Here is a 20,830-nt window from a genome sequence, read left to right on the forward strand (position 1 = left end):
CCGGGGCAACTCCCGCACCCTCACATCAGCCCTCCCGGACCACCCCATGATCAGACTTGAAAACATCGGCAAGCAGAACGGCCGTCAGCTTGTCTTCATCGAGGCGTCGGCCGCCTTGCAGAAAGGCGAGAAGGTCGGGCTCGTCGGCCCCAACGGCGCCGGCAAGACAACACTGTTTCGCATGATCACCGGGCAGGAACAGCCCGACGAGGGCCAGGTGCAGGTCGATCGCGGCGTCACGATCGGCTATTTCAGCCAGGATGTCGGCGATATGGACGGCCGTAGCGCGGTGGCCGAAGTGATGAACGGCGCCGGGCCGGTGAGCGAAGTGGCGGCCGAGATGGCGGCGCTGGAGGCGGCTATGGCTGATCCCGACCAGGCGGACCGGATGGACGAGATCATCGAACGCTATGGCGAGGCGCAGCACCGCTTCGAGGAACTCGACGGCTATGCGCTCGACGGCCGGGCGCGGGAAGTGCTCGACGGTCTCGGTTTCTCGCAGGAGATGATGGACGGCGACGTCGGAAAACTCTCCGGCGGCTGGAAGATGCGCGTGGCGCTGGCACGCATTCTGCTGATGCGGCCCGACGCCATGCTGCTCGACGAGCCGAGCAACCATCTCGACCTGGAAAGCCTGATCTGGCTCGAGCAGTTCCTGAAGAATTATGACGGCGCGCTCCTGATGACCTCGCACGACCGCGAGTTCATGAACCGCATCGTCAACAAGGTGGTGGAGATCGACGGCGGGTCGCTTACCGCCTATTCCGGCAATTACGAATTCTACCAGCAGCAGCGCGCGATCGCGGACAAGCAGCAGCAGGCGCAGTTCGAGCGCCAGCAGGCGATGCTGGCCAAGGAGATCGCCTTTATCGAACGGTTCAAGGCGCGCGCGTCGCATGCGGCCCAGGTGCAGAGCCGGGTGAAGAAGCTCGACAAGATCGATCGGGTCGAGCCGCCGAAGCGCCGCCAGACGGTGAATTTCGAGTTCCAGCCGGCGCCGCGCTGCGGCGAGGACGTCGTGACGTTGAAGAACGTCCACAAGGCCTATGGCAGCCGTTCGATCTATGAAGGGCTCGACTTCCAGGTGCGCCGACGCGAGCGCTGGTGCATCATGGGCGTCAATGGCGCGGGCAAGTCGACGCTGTTGAAATTGGTGGCCGGCGCGTCCGATCCCGACCAGGGCTCGGTGGCGCGCGGTCCGAGCGTCAAGATGGGCTATTTCGCCCAGCATGCCATGGAGCTGCTCGAAGGCGAGCGCACCGTGTTCCAGACGCTGGAGGACAATTTTCCGCAGGCCGGTCAGGCGCCGCTTCGGACACTCGCCGGCTGCTTCGGTTTTTCCGGCGACGAGATCGAGAAGAAGTGCCGGGTGCTTTCGGGCGGCGAAAAGGCGCGGCTGGTGATGGCGCTGATGCTGTTCGACCCGCCCAACCTCCTGGTGCTGGACGAGCCGACCAACCATCTCGATATCGTCACCAAGCAGATGCTGATCGAGGCGCTGTCGCAATATGAGGGCACCATGCTGTTCGTCTCGCACGACCGCCATTTCCTGGCGGCGCTGTCCAATCGCGTGCTGGAACTGACGCCGGAAGGCATCCACACCTACGGTGGCGGCTACACCGAATATGTCGAGCGCACCGGGCAGGAGGCACCGGGACTGAGGAGCTAGCGCAGAGGCTATTCTCCGGAAACGGCCATGGCACGCTGCGCCGTCATTTCCGAAAAGAGCCAATCGCGAAAAGCCTTCACCTTGCGCCGGCGGACCGCGTCCGGAGGGTAGACCAGGTAGAAGCTGGAAACCGATTTCAGCGCGTGGCCGAAAGGGCGGACAAGCCTTCCGGTGGCGAGGTCGGCCGCAACGAGCATGGTCCGGCCAAGCACCACGCCTTCGCCTTGCACGGCCGATTCGACCGCGAAAGTGGCGGAATCGAAGGTAATCCCGCTCCGCGGATCCACGCCTTCCACGCCCGCGCTGGACAGCCAGACCGCCCAGCCGATCGGGAAACCATCATGGATCAGCGTGTGGTGCCTGAGATCGTCGGGCTTCTCCAGGGGCCAGGCGCCCTGCATGAGCCTCGGGCTACACACTGGAAACACCTCCTCGCCAGTGAGGAATTCCGATGTAAGACCCGGATAGTTTCCGGCGCCATAGCGGATGGCGACGTCGATGCCGTCGCCAAGGAAATTGGTCAACTTGCCGGTCGTCGAAATCCTGACGTCGATGTCGCCATGCGCGCGATGAAAGCGATAGAGCCGCGGCACCAGCCATTTTCCCGCGAAGCCGTCGGAGGTGGAGACGTTCAATGTCGAGCCCGAATGGGCGGCCGTCGCCGATTGGGTGGCGGCCGCAAGCTGGTCGAGCATCTCGTGGACCGCCCTCGCATAGGGCTCGCCCACGGCGGTGAGGCGCACCGAGCGCGTCGCGCGCTCGAACAGAAGCACGCCGAGCTGTTCCTCAAGGTGCTTGATCGCCCGGCTGACGGCGCCGTGCGTGACGTTGAGCTCGTCGGCTGCCCTGGAGAAATTCAAATGCCGCGCGGCGGCCTCGAAGGCCGGCAGCGCGTTGAGTGGGGGAAGTCTGCGGATCATGGCCAATCTGTGAGATTTTATCACAAATCCTTGCCAAAGTTTGGATTGTCTGTCCAGCGCATGCTGGACAGAATGCTCGCAGGATTTGTGATCAAACCTCACGAGAGCAGCATGGCTACCGTTCACCCCTTCCTCTGGTTCAATCTCAACGCCGAAGAGGCGCGCGACTTCTATCTGTCTGTGTTCAAGAATGGCCGGGCGCTTGAAGCGATCGAGTTCACCGATTTCGTCGGCGGCACGAACAAAACGGTGCCGCACGCGATCTTCGACTTCGAGCTCGAGGGCCAGCGCTTCACCGCGCTCAATGCCGGCTCGATGCCGCCGTTCAACGAGCGGATCTCGCTCTACATCGAGACCAAGGACCAGGCCGAAACAGATTATTACTGGAACGCGCTGACGGCGGGCGGCGGCGCAGAAAAGCCTTGCGGCTGGCTGAGGGACAAATTCGGCGTCTACTGGCAGGTGATCCCCGAAGCGGCGCTGCGCCTGATGAACGACCCGGACCGCGACAAGGCGGGGCGGGCGCGGCAGGCGATGTACAAGATGAGCAAGATCATTGTCGCCGACATTGAGGCGGCCCACGCCGGCAAGGCGTAATCCAGCAGTCCATCCTGAAGACGGAGGTTCCCATGGCATCGCTCAAGGGCAAGAGAATTATTGTCGTCGGAGGCAGTTCCGGCATAGGGCTCGGCGTAGCGGCAGCCGCGCTGGAGCGCGGCGCGGAGCTGGTGATCGTCGGCCGCTCGGGCGAAAAGCTCAAGGCCGCGGAACGGACGCTCGGCCCGGGCGGTCGCGTGCGAAGCCTTTCCGCTGATATGACGAAAGAGGCGGATATTGCCCGGATGTTCGACGAAACCGGTGCCTTCGACCACCTCGTCTCGACAGCCGGCACGCCGCCGCCCAACGACCCGATCGACCAGACCGACATGGACTACGTGCGGCGCTTCGTCGACAACAAGCTGATCGGCGCCGTGATGCTCGCCAAACATGGCGTGCGCACGCTGAAAGCCGGAGGGTCCATGACCTTCACATCAGGCATCAACAAGGACCGCCCGCCGGTTCCCGGAGGCTCGGTTGTTTCCGCGATCGCCGGTTCATTCAGCTATTTCGCCCGGGCGCTGGCGCTGGAGCTGGCCCCGACGCGCGTCAACATCGTGTCGCCGGGATGGGTCGACACGCCGATGTGGGACGAACTCGTCGGTGAGGCCAAATCCGGTTTTTTCGCCGGCATGGCCGCCCGCCTGCCCGCGAGGAAGGTCGCTACGCCCGCCGACGTCGCCCCTGCCTATCTCTACCTCATGGAAAGCGAATTCACGACCGGCGAGACGATCCGCATCGATGGCGGACAGAACCTGATCTAGTTGGCATCGCAGGGTCGTCAAACATCACGCTTCGATGCGGCGCCACCTGGGTTTGAACGATACCGTCCGCAGTCCGGCGTCGCGCACGCGATTGACGAATGTGTCGTTGACGAACACCGGGGACGCGCGCATCGGCAGCTTGAAAATTTCGGCGGTGCCGATCTTGTCCGCATCGAATTCGTATCGCTCGATCGCGAGAATGGCGCCGTCATCAAAATAGACGATTCCAGACCGCTCCTCGTCCAGCGCATCGATCACGGTGGTCGCGTTGAAAAGCCAGACCTCTTCCCCGCGCAACGGGATCAGCTGGCCATAGGGCAGCAGATATGCCTTCAGCGCGTCGACGGCAGGCTTGCGCAAAAGCGGCGCATGCTCGCCAAGCCAAGGGAAGTCCGAATAGAGGGGGTCGCCCTCCGACACGCGGCGCATGACCGGTGGGTCCCAGTTCTCGAGGGGTGTTCCGTCAAGGGAGAAGAAGACCTCGTAGTAGGCCTCGTCGACCGGAAGCACCCATTCCTGGCCCTCGACAACCGCGAATTCGTAAATGGTCGTCATGGGCGGCGTTCCCAAGTTCAGTCCTGCTTCCGCTTCTGCGATCCCATCAAACGCTGGCCTGCCTTCAGAAGCATCAAAGCATATCATCTATGGATATTTTGTCGTGGCCGGGGGGCCCGGCTCGCCCGCGAGTTCGTTCGGCAGCGGCAAACTCGAGCACTGCAAATGTATCCTGCGGGCGAATATCTTGCGCTCCTTTTGCTCGTGCTCCTTGATGGCTGCCGCGAGACCCAATCCGTAAGGGCCAAGGAAGACACCGGTCCCCCAACCGGGATGCTCTTTTTCACGCGCATCATAGTTCGAGGCCTCGACCCGGGCCTGTTGGCATTCCGGCGATATCCATTTCGGGTCTTGCGTCGAAAGCGAGGCCCCATAATCCACCGGAGAGCTCACACATCCAGTTGCCACCGTGGCTAGCACCACCGACACCACAAGTCTCATCCCGGGTCTTCTCCGCGGCATTTTCGAGAGCACAGACCCTCCTTGCTACACGGGGAAGGCCGGCGCAAGGCAGTTGACCCGGCAGGCCATCCGGCCGATAGGTCCGCTAAAAACCTCGAGAACCCCATGATCACACAGCTCCACGATGCGACGACGCCCGTTTCCGATGCCGACGCCGCCTGGCAGGACGACATCCGCGCCGGCGTGCGCCACGTGCGCGACCTGGCCGTGCTGCCACTGTCGCCGGGCGAACGCGCGGCGGCCCAGGAAGCAGTCTCCCGCCACAAGGTGCGCATCCCCAAATCCTATCTCGACCTGATCGACTGGGAAGACCCCGCCGATCCTATCCGGGCGCAAGTCATCCCGTCTCCCGACGAGCTGGTGACCGGCGAAGGCGAGCTCGACGACCCGATCGGCGACCACGCCTTCAGTCCGGTGCCCAGGCTGACGCATCGCCATGCCGACCGGGTGCTGCTGTTTCCCACCTATCAATGCGCGGTCTATTGCCGCTTCTGCTTCCGCAAGGAGTCCCTGACCTCGATCGGACGCGGCTATACGCGCGAAGCCCTGGAGCCGGCGCTCGCCTATATCGCTTCCCACCCCGAGATCCGCGAGGTGATCCTGACTGGCGGCGACCCGCTCTCGCTGCCCGACAAGGCGCTCAGCGAAATCCGCGCCCGCATCGAGGCGATCGCGCATGTGCGGCTGATGCGCATCCACACCCGCGTACCGGTCGCGCTGCCTTCACGCATCACGCCAGGGCTGGTCGCTGCCTTGCAAGGCCGGCTGATGATCACGGTCGTCACTCATTTCAACCATCCGCGCGAGATCACCGATGCGACCGAGGCGGCGTGCCGTAGCTTGCGGCAGGCGGGTTTCGTGCTGCTCAACCAGAGCGTCCTGCTCAAGGGCGTCAACGACACTGTCGAGGTGCAGGAAGAACTCTGCCGCGAGCTGATGTACCGCCTGGGGGTAAAGCCCTATTACCTCCACCATGGCGACCTCGCGCGCGGCATGGCGCACCGCCGCACCACGATCGCCGAAGGCCAGGCGCTGGTGGCCGCGCTGCGCGCGCGCCTGTCCGGCATCTGCAATCCGGTCTACGTGCTCGACCTGCCCGACGGCGGCGGCAAGGTGCCGATCGGGCCGGATTACGTGGAAGACCGCGACGGCGGCAACTGGCGCATTCGTGGGCAGGATGGAGAGGTGAGGGAATACATCGAAGTGGTGAGCCAGCTCTGAGCCGACATTCCCGGCGGACGGCCATGCAATCAGGCGTTGTCGCGCCCCGGCATAAATGCATATTGTGAGCGGTTCGCGGATTGCGGGGGCATGGCGGGTGGCAGCAGCAGACAGCGGTCAAAGCGTTGTGCCGCAAAGGCAATTCGTCGATGCCGGGGTTCGGCGCTGCGTGCTGGACACGGTGGGCCTCGCGCCCCGGCAAGCCGTTGCGTTGTGGCAGGAGAATATCGGCCTGCTCTACGACGTTCGCCTGCGCAACGCCGGCGATGACCGGTTTCATTTCCACGCCGATGCCTTTCACTTCGGCGAGATCGTCCTCACCTCGTATGGATGCATCGCGCAAAGCTTCGACCGCTCGCGCGCCCGGATCGGCCGCGACGGCCTCGACCACATCACTGTGCAGGTCTGCCTGCGCGGAAGCCATGGACGGCGCGATGGCGCATCGGATGAAAAGGCCTCATCCGGGGACCTGATCGTGGCCGACCTGGCACAGGCCCAGTCGACAGGCACCTCCGATTTCGACAGCCTCAACCTGACCATGCCGCGCCGCCTGCTGGCGCCATTCCTGAAGGCGCCGGACGAGCACAATATGCGCGTCATTTCCGGCAACGCGCCGTTGGCGGCGCTGTTGCGTGGGCATCTTGTGGGCCTCTACGGGGCCGCGCCCGCAATGAGCCGTCAGGACGCCGAGGCGGTGATCGGGCCGACGCTGGAACTCGCCGCCGCAGCCGTGAATTCGGCCGTGGCGGAGGAAAACGCCGCCTCGGTCCACCTGGCGCTGACCAGCGAGATCCGTCGCCACATCGACGCGCATATCCGCAGCCGGCACCTCACCGCCGAGGCCATCGCCGCCATGTTCGGCATTTCCATGCGCAAGCTCTATTACCTCTTCGAGCCTCATGGCGGTCTTTCCAGATATATCCAGGAGGAGAGGCTGCGCCGCTGCCGCGCCGAACTCGCCGATCCCGGCCGCCGGCACGAAAGCATTGCCGAGATCGCCGATCGCTATGGTTTCGGTCACCGCAAGAGCTTCGTGCGCGCCTTCCGCCGCTCTTTCGACATGACCCCGCGGGAGATGCGGGCACATGCCGCCCATGGGCGCAGCCAGTCCCTCGGCCATGGCGAGAACCGCACCATGTGGCACTGGATCCGCGAACTGCGATAGAGGCGGCGTGCCAGCCGAAAGGCAAATGAATCAATGGACAAGCGGTGTCCGATCAGCAGGCATGTGAAGAGCCTTCCCGTGCTTTCCGAGGCGATTTCCCCGATCGGTTGCACCAGCGGCCACATTCCCTGCGCCTCATGCCACATTTGCGCGGAGCCCTCACATAGGTCTTGAAATTCTGCCGCAGCCCGCGCGAAAAGCGGCCGAAGGCTCACACCACGTCGAGGGCACTGGAGGGGTTCATGGCACTGTCTAGAGCGGAGAGGCAGCAAACGGCGCCCGCCATCCGCGGCACCCCGTGAGGTTCTGAGCGGGGATCGAACGCAGGTGGCCGACCAGGACACCATCATAGTTCTGTCCACGGACGCGATCGCGGCCCGAGAGCGCGAAGCTGCCGTGCGCGAGTTCTATGGCCGCATCTGCATGCGGCTGGACCTTGCGCCGCTTGAACGCGGCGAGTTGCGGCTAAGCGCCTCCACCACCATCCTGCCAGGGGTGAGCGTGGCCCACGGGCAGGTCGCGCCCATGGCTTGGGAACGCACGGCCGCGCTCCAGCAGGACGCCAATGACGACCTGGTGGTGTCCTGGATCGCGGGCGGGTGGCGTTTCGATACGGCACGGCACGAGGCGGTTGAGACCTCGCCCGGTGCGCCCTGCATCATGCCGATGGACCGGAGCTGGCGAGCGAGGGCGCAGAACGGCGATTGGACGATCTGCGCGCGATTTGCCCGATCGACGCTCACTCCTCTCCTTCGCCATGTCGGCGATCTCAGGCCGGATGCCATCAATCCCGGCACGCCTGAAGCGCGGCTTCTGCTGGCCTATGTCGAGGCGGTGGCGGGTGGGGCGATCGGCCCCGGTCTGGCGCCGCTGGCCGCCCAGCACATTGCCGATCTGTTCGCCGCGGCGGTCGGCGCCAACCGCGAGGTTGACCAGGTGGTCGCCGGCCGCGGCGTTCGTACCGCCCGCATGCATGCCATCAAGCGTTATATCGAGGAGAACCTGCACCGAGCGCGCCTCTCGGCAGAGACGGCGGGCCGGGGGCTGGGGCTCAGCCCGCGCTACATCAGGCGCCTTTTCGCCGAAGAGGGGCAGGGGTTTTCCGACTATGTCATGCAAAGACGGCTGGAGCGGGTCCACCGGCAGCTCGCCAGCCCGCTTTTTTCAGCAAGGCCGATCGCCGACCTCGCTTTCGAGGCGGGGCTGGTCGAACCCTCGACCTTCTACCGGCAGTTCCGGTCCCGCTATGGCATGACCCCATCGGAGGTGCGCGCCGGCCGCGCGCCGTAAGACGCATGCGGCCGCTCACGCATGGCAAACCCGGTCACCTGTTCCGTCAGTGCCACTTGCCTGTGCCGCCAGTGCGATACGCCTTTATCCCCGGTGCGGGCATGGTCGCGCCGGCGGACGCGGGTGCAACGGCATGCGCGGGAGCGGGGGCGAGCGGCCAGGCCTCCGTGACATCGGAAAGCTGGCCCTGGAGATAAAAATGCGTGCGGCGAGAAGCTTGATACTGGGCATTACGGTTTTCTGCGCAATTCTTCCGACCGAGGTCTTCGCGGCCTACAAATGCATGAATCCGGCAATCTGCAGGGCGGTCTGCGGCAGCGAAACATGCGGCAAGATCGCCGCGCGCGATCCCGACATGAAGGCGCTGGACCTGTCCAAAGGCGCGTCCGGGCAGATCGCCGCTTCCAGCAGCGGGTCTTCGTCCGGGACCAGCTCGAGAAAAACCTACACCTGTTCGAACCCGGCGATCTGCATCGCGGTCTGCGGCAAGAAGACCTGTCCGTAACCAGAACGGACTCGGCGTATCATCAGAGGCGCCGGCGCGCTGCGCCGGCGCCTTTCGTGCGTGCACGCGGTCGGCGTGCCGGAACGCGGCGGCATTCCCAGCCTGGTTCCTCTCGCTAATATTCGTGGGCGAGGACTTCAGTCCTGGCCGCCGAGCCCCTGATTTTTCTCCTTCAAAAGAAACTCATCGCGCCCGGGAATAAAGCGCGGGGCTGCAGGGTCTTCACTGTAGCGGGCCAATCTGACGGCCCGCGCCGAGGAAACGAAACAAGGACCTAGCCAAAATGACCAAGCTCGCTCTCAGCGTGGCTGCCATGATGCTTGCCTCGAGCGCTGCCTTCGCCGGCAGCGATCATGGCGCCAATAACGCCAACCAGCCGGTCGCTCCGGTCGACACCAATGCCACCGGCTCGATCGCCTACACCGCACGCCCCAATGGCGCCGACACCAAGATAAAGACGGGGCCGAGCCAGGGGTCGGTGCAGGACATCATCACCAGACACAACAACGACAGCCTCTGGGGTCGCTGAATTCATGGGGCCGGGCCGGCTCCCGACGGGTACCGGCCTCTCCTCGTCATTCCTTCCAGGACTTTGGCCATTCGCGACTTTTAGCCACCACCTCGAACAGGAGATCACCATGTTCACCATGACACGCCGCACAGTGCTTGGCACCGCCGCCGCTGCTGCTGCCTTCGGCCTTGCCGGCAAGCTTGAATTCATCCGTCCGGCCTTCGCGCAAGCTCCGGTGGAGCCCACCGTCGGCTTCTACGGATACAAAGTCGGCGATATCGAGATCACCGCCATCTATGACGGCATCTGGCGCAAGCCGCACGACCCGGCCTTTATCAAGGATGTCTCGGTCGAGGACACCAAGGCAGCACTCGCCAAAGCGGGGCTGACCACCGACTTCATGCCCATCCCGCTCACTGTCGTCGTGCTCAAGATGGGCGGCAAGCTGATCATGATGGATGCCGGCTCGGGCGTCGGCCAGTGGCAGGCCAATGCCACGCATCTGCCGGCCAACATGGCCGCGGCCGGCATCGACTACAACGCGATCGACACCGTCATGATCTCGCATTTCCACCCCGATCATGTCTGGGGCCTGATGGAAAAGGGCACCAACGCGCCGGTGTTCCCCAATGCCGAGCTCATCGTCAACGCCACCGAATACAAGTGGTGGACCGACCCAAGCCGGCTGGCCAAGCTGCCCGAGGGCCGCAAGCCGGCGGGCAAGCGCATCGCCGAGAACTTTCCGAAATGGAAGAACTGGAAGCTGGTCGAGGACGGCGCCGAGGTCACGCCCGGCATCCAGATCATCGCCGCGCCCGGCCACACACCAGGCCATTCTGTCTACCTGGCCAACTCCGGCAAGGAGCAGATCATGATCTCGGCCGACACTATGTATGTGCCGGCGCTGCTGGCGCCGCATCCGGAGTGGCAGGGCGCTTACGACCAGGACGGACCGACGGCAATCGCCACGCGCCACAAGATCATCGACCGGGTGATATCGGACAATATCCGCATTTCCGGGTCGCACTTCCCGTTCCCGGGCACCGGCACCTTCGTCAAGGACGGCAAGGCATACGGATTTACCCCGGTCCAGATCTGAGCACGAGCTTCCAACGCAAGCGAGAAAGACAATGAAACGATCCCTTTTGAGCAGAAATGCCCTGTCGGGCAGACATGCCCTGTTCGGCCTGCTCGGCGCCATTGCCGTGCTGACCGTGCTTCCCGTTGCGACAATCATGCCGGCCCATGCGGTCGACGACATCGAAGGCGCCGACGCGCCGGATCTCACCGCCATCAAGGCCAAGATCGATGCCAAGGACTATTCCGGCGCATTGGCCGAGCTGCGCGATCTGGCGCAGGACACGCAGCAGGCGGACGTCTACAACCTGCTCGGCTTCACCCTGCGCAAGACCGGCGACTACAAGACCGCGCTCACCTACTACACCAAGGCGCTGGAGCTGAAGCCCGACCACAGAGCCGCCCGCGAATATCTGGGCGAGCTCTATGTCGAGACCGGCGACATGGACAAGGCCAAGGAGCAGCTGGCCTCCCTGCAGCAGCTGTGCCCGGCCGGGTGCGACGAGCTTTCCGACCTGCGGCAGGCCATCGACACCAAGGTGACGAAGTAGGACCTTTTCTCTTCCCCACAAATGGGGAGAGCTGGCTCGGCGTAGCCGAGACGGAGCAGGGGCGTTGGCACCGAACTCGCCCCTTCGTCCACCACGGTTGGGCGCTCGTGGCTGGCGCGCTTTACCGGAGCCGGCATCCTCTCCCTCGCGCCGGCTCCGGCCTTTTCAACATCAGGCGCTTGGCGCCTGCCCGTGCCAAAAAGATCGGAGGCTGACCATGACATTGACCGAACGCTCCGCGAAGCTGCAGGGTCTTGCCGCTAAATACCACCTCGGGGACGTGGGCCTGCTTGCCGGCCGCCTGCTTCTGTCTCTCATCTTTTTGCATGAGGGCGCCACGCTGGCCGCCCATTTCAATGCCGCCGCCAAAGCCATGGCAGCGCTTGGTGTCAACCTGCCGCTGTTTGTCGCCACCGTAGCGTTGCAACTGGGGGCAGGGCTCTCCCTCGCGTCAGGCCTGCTGACGCGGCTTGGCGCCATCGCGCTCGGCCTGTTCTGTTTGGCAACGGCCATGCTGTTCCACACCAATTTCGGCAGCCAGAACGAACTGCTGCATTTCGAAAAGGACCTGGCGATATCGGGCGGCATGTTCGTGCTGGCCGTTGCCGGGGCCGGCAGGGTCTCGCTGGACCGGCTGTTGGCGCTCCATCTGCGGCAGCGCCAGCGCGGCGAGGACATGCCGGCCGCGTTGCCCACAGCGGAGACCCAATTGCCAGTGGACGTGAAGCAGCTGGTTTGAACGGCGCCGCCTTCGCATTCGCCCAGCGGAGCGCCGCGCCTATTTCCCGCGCTTTGCTGGAACCAGCCTTGACCCCCCGCATTGCTTTAGCAGGGGCTCAAGGAGCGCGGCGTGAAAGCATTGTTGGGACTGGTCTGCGGTTTCGTTTTGACCCTTGCGGTGTTCGGTAGCGGTCTGGCCTTCGCCGTCTGGCTAATCACCGCGAACCCACCGCGCCAGGCACCGGCCACCGTCAGTATGGCGGAGCTTTGGACCAAAACGGCGCGGCCGGTGGACAGAACGGCGCAGAATCTCGAGCGCCTGCCGGCCGAGCAGCCCGCGCCCGCCAATATCGAGCCCAAGCGCCAGGCCGGGGAGACCGATCCCACCGCCACCGGCGCCATCGCGCCCGCCACGGCCGAACTGCCGCAGCCGCATGTCGCCTGGTGCGCGAGCCGCTACCGCTCCTACCGGCCGCAGGACAACAGCTACATGTCCTATAGCGGGCAGCAGCGCCCCTGCATCTCGCCCTATCTCGACGCCGACCGTGCCGCGCCGCCCGCCGCCGAGGCCAGCTACGTCGAGGACAACGGCACTGGGCCGGGCGCCTATGCGGCCGCTGGCGATGATGACCATGTCGCCTCCTGCTTCAGCCGCTACCGCTCCTACCGCCCGGAAGACAACAGCTACCAGCCCTATTCCGGCGGGCCGAGGCGGCAATGCCAATAGCGGGCGCTGCGCTTTCCGGCTGCATTCCACGCAAAATTCCACTCCGGCAAGGGTTTCTACCACGCTGCCTACCACGCCCACACAAACACCACGCCCTTATCAAGCCGCCAACAGCGCAACAACGGACCGAGACGGTCGTGCGCTGAACGACCTGTCACTGCAAGATCCAGTGGGATCGCGGTTGGCCGGTTTCGCCTGAAACAACAAACACGGTCCCATGAACGCGGGCGGGCGGCGCGTCGGGGCCAAATGTCAACTTCAAAAGATGGAAACCGAAATGAAGAAGATCGTATTGACCGTTGCCTCGTTGTTGTTCGCCTCCGGCATGGCTTTTGCCGGCAGCGACCACTTTGGCTCCGACTTCATCCCTGCCGCAAGCAGCTATCCAACCGCCCATGCCATGATGTCGGGCGGCGCCAAGGCGGTTGTCCCGAGCGTCACAAACAGCATCACTGACAGCGCAATGGGGGCAAACTCGAACTCCGACATGCCTGCACAGGGCTATGGTCAGGGCGTCTGGGGACGCTGACAACAAAGCCGGCCGCCGCGGCCGGCATCCAGGCGGCGGGGGGACCCGCCGCCTGGATCATTTCGCTCCATGACCGGGCTCTGCCCGGCGCGCCTCGTGTCATCCCAATCTCCAACGACCCGGCCCGGCGATCACGCAAATTCTTTGGATCGTTCGGAGGCGGGCGGCGTTCAGATGCTACCCAATGGAGGATTTGAGAAATGGGCGACGACCAACGGCATGGGAAAATCCGGGAGCGCGCCTATCGGATCTGGGAGCGCGAAGGCGGCGGCGACCCCGAGCAGCACTGGCATCGCGCGGAGGCCGAGATCGACAGGGAGCTGTCGATGGCGGCGGGCAACGCGCCGCCGCGCGAGATTGCCAGCACCGACGTGCTTACGGTCGAGGAGCTGGCCATGCGCACCGGCATATCAGGCAAGCAGGCACAGGACCTGATCGACAGGCTGGGCAACGACCGCGCCGCGATCGAACAGGCAGCACTCGGGCTGAAGGGCAAGCGGCGGCGAAATCCCGGTCAGGGAGAGGCCAAATGATCCGCAAACTCAAGGACGGAAAATACCGGCTCTATTCGCGCAAGAAGGATGAGAAGACGGGCAAGCGACGGAACCTGGGGACTTTCGATAGCCGCGAGGCGGCGGAGAAGCATGAGCGCGAGGTGCAGTATTTCAAGCGCCATTGAGGAAATCGACTCGTTGGTCCTTTATTCTCGGCGTTGTCCCTGCCGCTCACAAAATCCGACCCACCAATTGTAGGCTGCATTGGATTTTGGAACACGAGGCAGATGCCAATCGTGATGCGAAGATGCGGCCCTTGCCCTCGCCACGAGGACATATAGGGCATATAGTTGAAGATCGCCGGCTCGGACCTGACAAGCTGGCGATTGAGAGCGGAGACGTCGCTTTAACTACGGCGCGCTTCTAACTCGGGTTGTTTCACACGCTCTCATAATTGCCCGCCGCGGCCGGCCTCTGCTTTGCGCGATCCCGGTCGCTATTGCATCTATCACTGAAGGAGAACTGAGCTTTTCACTGGAGGAGAAGTCGTCATGCATTACCTTCCCAGACGTGAATTCATCGTTCAAGGCGGGGCAGCCCTCGCAGCGTTGGCGTCCTTTCAATCGCGGATTGCCTCTGCCTTTCCAAGCCGGGCCGGCGAGGAAGTCATCAAATGGTTGGATCAGCTGCCGCCGAACCCGGTTCCGGAAGTCATCAAAAATCAGCTGGTGTGGGAGGATCTCGATTCCTGGGTGACGCCCAACGACAAGTTCTTTTCAATCGCGCATTTCGACCGGCCGGTGATCGACGAAAGCACCTGGAAACTCGAAATCGGCGGCTCCGTTAAAAAGCCGACAACCCTGACGCTCGCCGACATCAAGGCTCGACCGCGCCAGGAAGTCACCTTCACGGTCGAATGTTCGGGCAATACCGGTCTGCCGTTTTTCAATGGCGGCATTGGCAATGCGCGCTGGGCGGGCACGCCGCTCGCGCCGATCCTCACGGAGGCCGGAGTCCTCGACACTGGTATCGAGGTCGTCTTCTGGGGCACCGATAAAGGGGAAATCAAGCGGGCCGACGACGTCAAGTTCACGCAGAATTTTGCGCGCAGCATGTCACTTCCCGACGCCATGGATCCCAAAAACATCCTTTGCTACGAGATGAATGGGTCCCCCTTGCCTCCTGACAACGGCTTCCCGCTGCGGCTGATTGCGCCGGGATGGTACGGGATCGCGAACGTCAAATGGATCAAGCGCATAGACGTGAACGATCAGCGCTTCGAGAACCGGTTCATGGGACGCGATTATGTCACGCTGCGCGAGGAAGACCACAACGGCGAGACAGTATGGGTGGAAACTTCGGTCGGGCGGGCGAGGCTGAAATCGGCACCGGCCCGGGTCACTCATATCGGCGATGACTACCGGATCGTCGGGGCCGCCTGGGGCGCACCGGTCGACCGGGTCGAGGTGAAGATCGATGACGGGCCATGGATGCCGGCGGCCATCGACGAAACCGACAAGGCGGACTTTGCCTGGAAACTATGGTCCGTCGACTGGCCCAAGCCTTCCGCCGGAGAGCACGCCGTCACCTCGCGCGCGGTTGATACGGGAGGGCAGGTCCAACCCGCAATGGACGATCCCATCATTGCCAAGAAGCATACCTATTGGGAAAGCAACGGTCAGGTGACGCGACGTATCAACATTCACTGACTGGCGGGCAGTCGTATCAAAGTGTCTGAGAGCGATGTGCCCCCATGTCTTTGGCATGGGGTCACCCACATCCGACCAGGCGCCGGCCTGAAGCTGGCCAGAGACGATGCGATGACGACTCCATCGCAGCGCCAAGAGCGGTGTTTAGTGACCTGCGCGGACGCGGAGAAAACTTGAACGGCTGGCGTTCCTCGTCCTTCGCCGAGCCCGGTGGCCGTCACCGAGCTCGACTTTATGCGCGACGAGGACGGCGCCACGCCGTGACCCAATGGACCAAGGACCAGCTGAAAGGAGTGCCGGAGCACCGAGACTGAAGGGCCCGACCGTGGCCCTTTTCGAAAGGAGAGTGAGATGATCCGAAAGTGCCCGGACAAGGGCAATTCGCCGTGCCTGAGGGTGGTAGTGCTTAGTGACTTCGGCCAACCGAGAGTCTAGGCTGGCATCGGTTCTGTCAGCGCGAAGACCGTCACATGCCCCGCTTTCTTGCCGTCTACACCATGAAGCCTGAAGACCTTGCCCGCTTTCGCAGCCTGCCCAAGCCCGAGCAAGATGCGATTGATAGCGTCGGCCTACAGCAGTGGACGGACTGGGAGGAGAGAAATGCCGCATCTTTCCCCGATCGCGGCGGCATGGTCGGGAGGACGACGCGCGTTACCAAGGATGGGGTCGCAGACGCCGTGAACCCTTTCTGCGGCTACATTGTCGTCGAGGCCGATACAATCGATGCCGCCGCCCGCCTGTTCGAAAGCCATCCGCATTTCACCGTCTTCCCGGGAGACGGCGTGGACATCATGCCTTTCGTCACTGACCCTCAATGACTTGAAACTCCGGCTGTCGCTTTCTGATGTCGAAGGCTGTCTGTCAGCTCTCGGGGAACTTTTCCCCCGCGGAACCGATCCTGGCGGTTCGCGTCAGATTCAGGTTGAGAGCACGCTGACTTCCTGAAGTCCCCAAAACGTTTCCGGCCCCTTTGAGTTCTCGGGGAGGGATCGTTGGGGCGGCGCTGATCAAGCCGGTCGCGCCTCTTCGACGTTGCGCGCGCTCCAATGGCGCCAGATGACGGGAATGGTCAGAACCAGGCCGAGTAGGGACGAATAGAGTTCGGGCGCCACCAGAAGCAGGGCGGCCAAGACCAGCAACACGTTTTCCCATGGCCGGGTGCGCACGAGCAGGTAGCGCGAGAGGGCGGCCCCCAGGCAGGTGATGCCGAGCACGCAGCCAAAGAAAGCCAGGAAGAAGTTCGGCCAGGTGAAATCTTTCGTCACCAGCAGAAGCGACGGCGAGAAGACAAAGACAAAGGGCACCAGCGCCTTGCCGAGCCCGAGCCGAAAGGCAGTGTTGCCGGTCTTGAATGGATCAGCTCCCGCCATGCCGGCGGCAGCGTAGGCAGCCAGCGCAACCGGCGGCGTGATGTCAGCCAGCAGGCCATAATAGAAAACGAAGAAGTGGGCGACGATCGGCTCGGTGCCGAGCATCACCAGTGCCGGCGCGGCAATCGTCACCATGATGATGTAGTTCGCTGTCGTCGGGATGCCGCAACCCATCAGGATGCAGACCACGCCGGTCATGATCAGCGTGAACAAAAGGGTCAGCCCGTGCGTCGAGAAGATCGCTTCGGGGATAAAGGTGCCGAACAGCAGCGACAGATGGCCTGCCGTCGAAGTGACGATGTAGGACAGCTTGAAGCCGACGCCGGTCAGGGTGACGACGCCGACGACGATGCCGACCGTGGCGGCGGCAGCGCCGACGGCGAGCGCATACTTGGCGCCGTCGCGCAGGCACACCACGATGTCGGCGACAGACATGCGCCGGCGCGGGTTAAACAGGCCGACCAGGATGCACAGGGTAATGCCCCAGAAGGCAGCCATGTAAGGCGTATAACCCGCAAGAAGCACGCCGATCAGGACGACGAGAGGGATGATGGTCGGCCAGTCCCGTTTCAATGCCTCGACCACGTCGGGCATCTCGTCCGGCCGCAGGCCGCGCAAGCCGGTGCGCTTGGCCTCGAAATGCACCTGCATGAACACGCCGAAGAAGTGCATGAAGGCCGGCACTATCGCTGCCAGGATGATGGTCGTGTAGGGCAGTTCGAGGAACTCGATCATCAGGAAGGCGGCGGCTCCCATGATCGGCGGCGTCACCTGCCCGCCGGTGGAGGAAGCCGCCTCCACCGCGGCGGCGAAATGCTTCTTGTAGCCGAGCCGGATCATCGCCGGGATGGTAAGCGAGCCGACGGTGACGGTGTTGGCGACCGACGAGCCAGAGATCATGCCAAACAGGGCCGAGCCGAAGATCGATACCTTGGCCGGACCACCGGCGTAGCGGCCGGCGACCCATGCCGCGCAGTCGAGAAAGAGCTGGCCGAGACCGATGCGGGTGGCGAAGACGCCAAACAGGACGAAGTGGAAAACGTAGGTGGCGACGACGCCGAGCGCGATGCCGTAGATGCCTTGCGTCGTCAGGTAGAGGTGGTCGACGAGCTGGGAGACGGACGCGCCGGGATGCACCAGGATGCTCGGCATATAGGGGCCGAACAGCGCATAAGCCATGAAGAGGATGGCGATGATGGGCAGCGGGATGCCGACGGACCGGCGCGTCGCTTCCAGCAGGAGCAGAATGAGGGTCAGCCCGAGCACCACGTCCGTCGTCGTGGGGTTGCCGACGCGGAAGGCAAGATCGTCGAGCGGGATCATCGGCACGTGCAGGACCGCTATCACCGCGGCAAGCGCCAGCAGCCAGTCGAAAACCGGTATGCCGAGCGGCCGCAGAAAGCTGGATTGGGCGGGCTGGTCGTAGCCCTTCTTCACCAGAGGGAAGACGAGGAAGATCAGCGACAGCACCATCGACAGGTGGATGCCCCGGTGCAGCATCTCCTGCAGCAAGCCGAATCCAGCCGTGTAATAGTGAAACAGCGACAAGGCCACCAGGAGGAAGCCGACCAGCCAGCCGGCGGCCCGGGTCAGCGGCCGGAACCGGATCTCGGAGTCGAATTTCTCCTCCAGTTCGCGAGCCTTTTCCTCGTCGAACTCCATGCCGGAAAGCCTGATTTTGTCGTCGTCGCTCATAGTCGGTTCCGTATCCTGAATCCCCAGACAAACGAGGCGGAAAGCACGCCTTCCGCCTCGTTGTCGCCAGTCTGTTGATGGCCTCTTATTTCAGGGCGCCGACTTCCTTGTAGAATTTCTCCGCGCCCGGATGGAACGGAATGCCGGCGCTGGTGACCGCGTTCTGGAGCGTGATCAGCTTGCCCTTGGCATGACCAGCCTGCAGCGCCTTCTGGGTCTCGTCGCTGTAGAGCGACTTGACGATCTTGTAGATGAGGTCATCGGTCTGCTTGGCGCTGGTCACCCATTGCGCGGCGACCGAAATGGTCTTGGTCTCGCCGACATTCTTGTAGGTGCCCGCGGGCACGATGTCGGTCGAGAAGAACTTCTGTTCGGACAGGAGCTTGTCGGCCTCGGGGCCGGTGATCGGCACCAGCGTGATGTTCTTGGTGCTGGCAAGCTCGACGATGGCGCCGGTCGGATAGCCGCCGACGAAGAAATAGGCGTCCATGGCGCCGTCCTGCAGGCGCTCGCCGGCCGGGCCGGGCTTGAGATATTCGGGCTTTACGTCCTTCTCCGTTAGACCGTAGGCGCCGAGCACCAGGCGCGCATCAACGATGGTGCCGGAACCCGGCTCGTCGAGGGAGACGCGCTTGCCCTTCAGATCCGCCACAGTCTTGATGCCGGCGTCGGCGCGCGCGACCAGATGGATGGTTTCAGGATAGAGCGTCGCAATGAGGCGCAGATCCTCTACCTTGGGCTTGCCCTCGTAGAGGCCGGTGCCCGAATGCGCCCAGTAGGCGACATCGGATTGCGTGAAGCCCGATTCGGAAGCGCCCGACTGGATGGCGCTGATGTTGGCCACCGAACCGTTGGAGGACGTGGCGCTGGCAACCAGGCCCTCGACGCCGGCCGGCCCCGTCGCCGAGATCGCGTTGGCGATCAGCCCGCCCACCGGATAGTAGGTGCCGGACGTGCCGCCGGTGCCGATACGGAAAAAAGCCTGCTGCGCGCGCGCCGGCGAAAACCCTGCCGCGGCCAGCGCCAAAGTGCCCGCGCCGACGGAAAAGACGCGACGGTTGATCGAAACAGTCATACTACCTCCCGGTCAAAGATCGGCAGGATGTTGCATCAACCCAAGGATTGTCAACCTGCGCGCGCCTTTCGGGAGGGGATCTGTCGTCGCTGGCGGTGCCCCCTCCCTGTTGCCGTCATGGCGCATTTTGAGATCTAGCTTGTCGATTGAACGGCGGTAATCCGCTTGCTGACGCGGCGCTATCAACACATTCCGCGTGTTGTCAGCCGGCATCCGCAACTGGCGGTTAGCCGACCCTCCAATTTCTGGCGGCTTCCAAGGTGCCAGCCGTCTTTATTAACCATTTGTTAACCATTCGGCCGGCACCCTTTAACCATTGAGTAAGGATTCGCCAGCCGTGACCTTTGCCGCTCCCCTGGAGACCAAATCCATTCGCTTTCGCGCCCGTTCGTTCGTCGCTTTCACGCTGACGCCGGAGGCGCCGATCGGTGCTTGGCTGGAGGGGCTGGATCATTGGATCGGCAATTCGCCGGGCTATTTCTCAGGGCGGCCGGTGGTGCTCGATCTCAATGCGCTGAAGCCTGCGGCCGACGAGATCGCGGCGCTGGTCGCTTCGCTCGGCACGCGTGGCATCCGGGTCTATGCCATCGAGCTCGAAGGGGCCTCGCTCGGGCCCGAGCTGCCGCCGCTGCTGGCCGGCGCCAAGGAGGCCACTTCAGATGGCCTGCTGGCGCAGCCCGGCCGCAACGGCAAGGCAGGCCTGGCGGAAGAGGCCGGCAAGACGGAAGCGGTGTCTTCGGAACGCGGCAAGGAAACGGGCAAGCCCGACGAGGGCAGGGCCGAGGCTGGAAGGGTCAAGGCAGCCAAGACAGAACAGCAAGCCGGCGCGGCGGAGCCGGCCCTGGCCGGAACGCTGATGGTCAAGTCGCCCCTTCGCTCGGGCCAGTCGATCTTTCATCCGCATGGCGATGTCATCGTGCTTGGATCGGTCGCTTCCGGTTCCGAGATCATTGCGGCGGGCTCGATCCATGTCTACGGCACGCTGCGCGGCCGCGCCATTGCGGGCTCGGAAGGCAATATTTCGGCGCGCATCTTCTGCCGCAGGAACGAGGCCGAACTGCTCGCCATCGACGGCTGGTACACCACGGCGGAGGACATGGAAGGCGCCTCGCGCGGCAAGCCGGTGCAGGCCTTCCTCGAAGACGGCGTGCTGCGCGTCGTGCCGCTGAACTAGGGCGCCGGGATGAAAACGCCGGACCAGTTCTTGTTTTGCGCGACCGCGAA

At 63.7% G+C, this 20,830-nt stretch carries 23 protein-coding genes and 1 pseudogene; 19 read left to right on the forward strand and 5 right to left on the reverse strand.

Translation table 11 applies throughout. From position 1 onward, the window contains the following. Positions 1–46: 46 nt before the first annotated feature. Positions 47–1,669, forward strand: a complete 1,623-nt coding sequence (locus FJ443_RS09450; RefSeq protein WP_140663652.1) for an ABC-F family ATP-binding cassette domain-containing protein — start codon at positions 47–49, stop codon at positions 1,667–1,669. A gap of 8 nt (positions 1,670–1,677) precedes the next feature. Here the strand turns inward: FJ443_RS09450 and gcvA are convergent, their stop codons facing one another. Next, the gene (gcvA, locus tag FJ443_RS09455) at positions 1,678–2,589 is read right to left on the reverse strand and encodes a transcriptional regulator GcvA (RefSeq protein WP_140663654.1); all 912 of its coding nucleotides are present in this window, start codon (positions 2,587–2,589) and stop codon (positions 1,678–1,680) included. Between the two features lie 111 nt (positions 2,590–2,700). Here gcvA and FJ443_RS09460 point away from each other — a divergent pair, with 111 nt between their 5' ends. Both FJ443_RS09460 and FJ443_RS09465 read left to right on the forward strand, forming a co-directional pair. Further along, positions 2,701–3,186 carry a VOC family protein gene (locus tag FJ443_RS09460; protein WP_140499028.1) on the forward strand — a complete coding sequence of 162 codons (486 nt, stop codon included), beginning with the start codon at positions 2,701–2,703 and terminating at the stop codon, positions 3,184–3,186. A gap of 32 nt (positions 3,187–3,218) precedes the next feature. Then, complete coding sequence (locus FJ443_RS09465; protein WP_140663656.1) at positions 3,219–3,950, forward strand: SDR family oxidoreductase; 732 nt, start codon at positions 3,219–3,221, stop codon at positions 3,948–3,950. 24 nt (positions 3,951–3,974) lie between these two features. Here the strand turns inward: FJ443_RS09465 and FJ443_RS09470 are convergent, their stop codons facing one another. Both FJ443_RS09470 and FJ443_RS09475 read right to left on the reverse strand, forming a co-directional pair. After that, positions 3,975–4,505: a DUF1629 domain-containing protein gene (locus FJ443_RS09470; RefSeq protein ID WP_140663658.1), complete on the reverse strand. Its 531-nt coding sequence runs from the start codon at positions 4,503–4,505 to the stop codon at positions 3,975–3,977. Between the two features lie 87 nt (positions 4,506–4,592). Then, on the reverse strand, positions 4,593–4,946 hold the full coding sequence (locus tag FJ443_RS09475; protein WP_140663660.1) for a hypothetical protein: 354 nt from the start codon (positions 4,944–4,946) through the stop codon (positions 4,593–4,595). Between the two features lie 126 nt (positions 4,947–5,072). Here FJ443_RS09475 and FJ443_RS09480 point away from each other — a divergent pair, with 126 nt between their 5' ends. The 15 genes and pseudogenes from FJ443_RS09480 (at position 5,073) to FJ443_RS09550 (ending at position 16,284) form a co-directional block, all read left to right on the forward strand. Next, entirely contained in the window at positions 5,073–6,188 is a 1,116-nt protein-coding gene (locus tag FJ443_RS09480; protein WP_140663662.1) for a KamA family radical SAM protein, read from the forward strand. Positions 6,189–6,285: 97 nt separating this feature from the next. Then, the gene (locus FJ443_RS09485; RefSeq protein ID WP_181175085.1) at positions 6,286–7,353 is read left to right on the forward strand and encodes a helix-turn-helix domain-containing protein; all 1,068 of its coding nucleotides are present in this window, start codon (positions 6,286–6,288) and stop codon (positions 7,351–7,353) included. Positions 7,354–7,680: 327 nt separating this feature from the next. Continuing rightward, on the forward strand, positions 7,681–8,643 hold the full coding sequence (locus FJ443_RS09490; RefSeq protein WP_140499017.1) for an AraC family transcriptional regulator: 963 nt from the start codon (positions 7,681–7,683) through the stop codon (positions 8,641–8,643). A 199-nt stretch (positions 8,644–8,842) separates the two neighbouring features. After that, positions 8,843–9,148 carry a hypothetical protein gene (locus tag FJ443_RS09495; protein WP_140499015.1) on the forward strand — a complete coding sequence of 102 codons (306 nt, stop codon included), beginning with the start codon at positions 8,843–8,845 and terminating at the stop codon, positions 9,146–9,148. 283 nt (positions 9,149–9,431) lie between these two features. Further along, complete coding sequence (locus tag FJ443_RS09500) at positions 9,432–9,677, forward strand: DUF680 domain-containing protein (RefSeq protein WP_140499012.1); 246 nt, start codon at positions 9,432–9,434, stop codon at positions 9,675–9,677. A gap of 109 nt (positions 9,678–9,786) precedes the next feature. Continuing rightward, complete coding sequence (locus tag FJ443_RS09505; RefSeq protein ID WP_140499010.1) at positions 9,787–10,758, forward strand: MBL fold metallo-hydrolase; 972 nt, start codon at positions 9,787–9,789, stop codon at positions 10,756–10,758. Between the two features lie 31 nt (positions 10,759–10,789). Continuing rightward, on the forward strand, positions 10,790–11,287 hold the full coding sequence (locus tag FJ443_RS09510) for a tetratricopeptide repeat protein (RefSeq protein WP_140521451.1): 498 nt from the start codon (positions 10,790–10,792) through the stop codon (positions 11,285–11,287). Positions 11,288–11,504: 217 nt separating this feature from the next. Next, positions 11,505–12,026 (forward strand): DoxX family protein, encoded by a 522-nt coding sequence (locus FJ443_RS09515; protein ID WP_140521452.1) that lies wholly within the window; start codon positions 11,505–11,507, stop codon positions 12,024–12,026. A gap of 111 nt (positions 12,027–12,137) precedes the next feature. After that, entirely contained in the window at positions 12,138–12,734 is a 597-nt protein-coding gene (locus FJ443_RS09520; RefSeq protein ID WP_140521453.1) for a BA14K family protein, read from the forward strand. Between the two features lie 277 nt (positions 12,735–13,011). After that, entirely contained in the window at positions 13,012–13,263 is a 252-nt protein-coding gene (locus FJ443_RS09525) for a hypothetical protein (RefSeq protein WP_140521454.1), read from the forward strand. A 200-nt stretch (positions 13,264–13,463) separates the two neighbouring features. Further along, positions 13,464–13,796 (forward strand): DUF2934 domain-containing protein, encoded by a 333-nt coding sequence (locus FJ443_RS09530; RefSeq protein ID WP_140521455.1) that lies wholly within the window; start codon positions 13,464–13,466, stop codon positions 13,794–13,796. Beyond that, complete coding sequence (locus FJ443_RS09535; RefSeq protein WP_127204769.1) at positions 13,793–13,942, forward strand: hypothetical protein; 150 nt, start codon at positions 13,793–13,795, stop codon at positions 13,940–13,942. Before FJ443_RS09530 ends, FJ443_RS09535 begins: the two co-directional genes overlap by 4 nt. A 366-nt stretch (positions 13,943–14,308) precedes the next feature. Continuing rightward, positions 14,309–15,466 carry a sulfite oxidase gene (locus tag FJ443_RS09540; protein ID WP_140516107.1) on the forward strand — a complete coding sequence of 386 codons (1,158 nt, stop codon included), beginning with the start codon at positions 14,309–14,311 and terminating at the stop codon, positions 15,464–15,466. 210 nt (positions 15,467–15,676) lie between these two features. Beyond that, positions 15,677–15,780: pseudogene (locus tag FJ443_RS31625) on the forward strand (PRC-barrel domain containing protein); the annotation flags it as partial. Positions 15,781–15,936: 156 nt separating this feature from the next. Then, a complete protein-coding gene (locus tag FJ443_RS09550; protein ID WP_140500147.1) occupies positions 15,937–16,284 on the forward strand; it encodes a hypothetical protein in 348 nt (115 codons plus the stop codon). Positions 16,285–16,473: 189 nt separating this feature from the next. Here FJ443_RS09550 and FJ443_RS09555 read toward each other — a convergent pair whose 3' ends face one another. Next, positions 16,474–18,531, reverse strand: coding sequence for a TRAP transporter permease (locus FJ443_RS09555; protein ID WP_140521456.1), 2,058 nt, complete (start codon positions 18,529–18,531; stop codon positions 16,474–16,476). Between the two features lie 85 nt (positions 18,532–18,616). Next, positions 18,617–19,606 (reverse strand): TAXI family TRAP transporter solute-binding subunit, encoded by a 990-nt coding sequence (locus FJ443_RS09560; protein ID WP_140516103.1) that lies wholly within the window; start codon positions 19,604–19,606, stop codon positions 18,617–18,619. A 337-nt stretch (positions 19,607–19,943) separates the two neighbouring features. Between FJ443_RS09560 and minC the strand changes: the two genes are divergently transcribed. After that, positions 19,944–20,780 (forward strand): septum site-determining protein MinC, encoded by an 837-nt coding sequence (minC, locus tag FJ443_RS09565; RefSeq protein WP_140521457.1) that lies wholly within the window; start codon positions 19,944–19,946, stop codon positions 20,778–20,780. The last annotated feature ends 50 nt before the right edge of the window (positions 20,781–20,830 follow it).

Source organism: Mesorhizobium sp. B2-6-1 (assembly GCF_006440475.1).
In the GTDB taxonomy this organism is placed as follows: Bacteria; Pseudomonadota; Alphaproteobacteria; order Rhizobiales; family Rhizobiaceae; genus Mesorhizobium.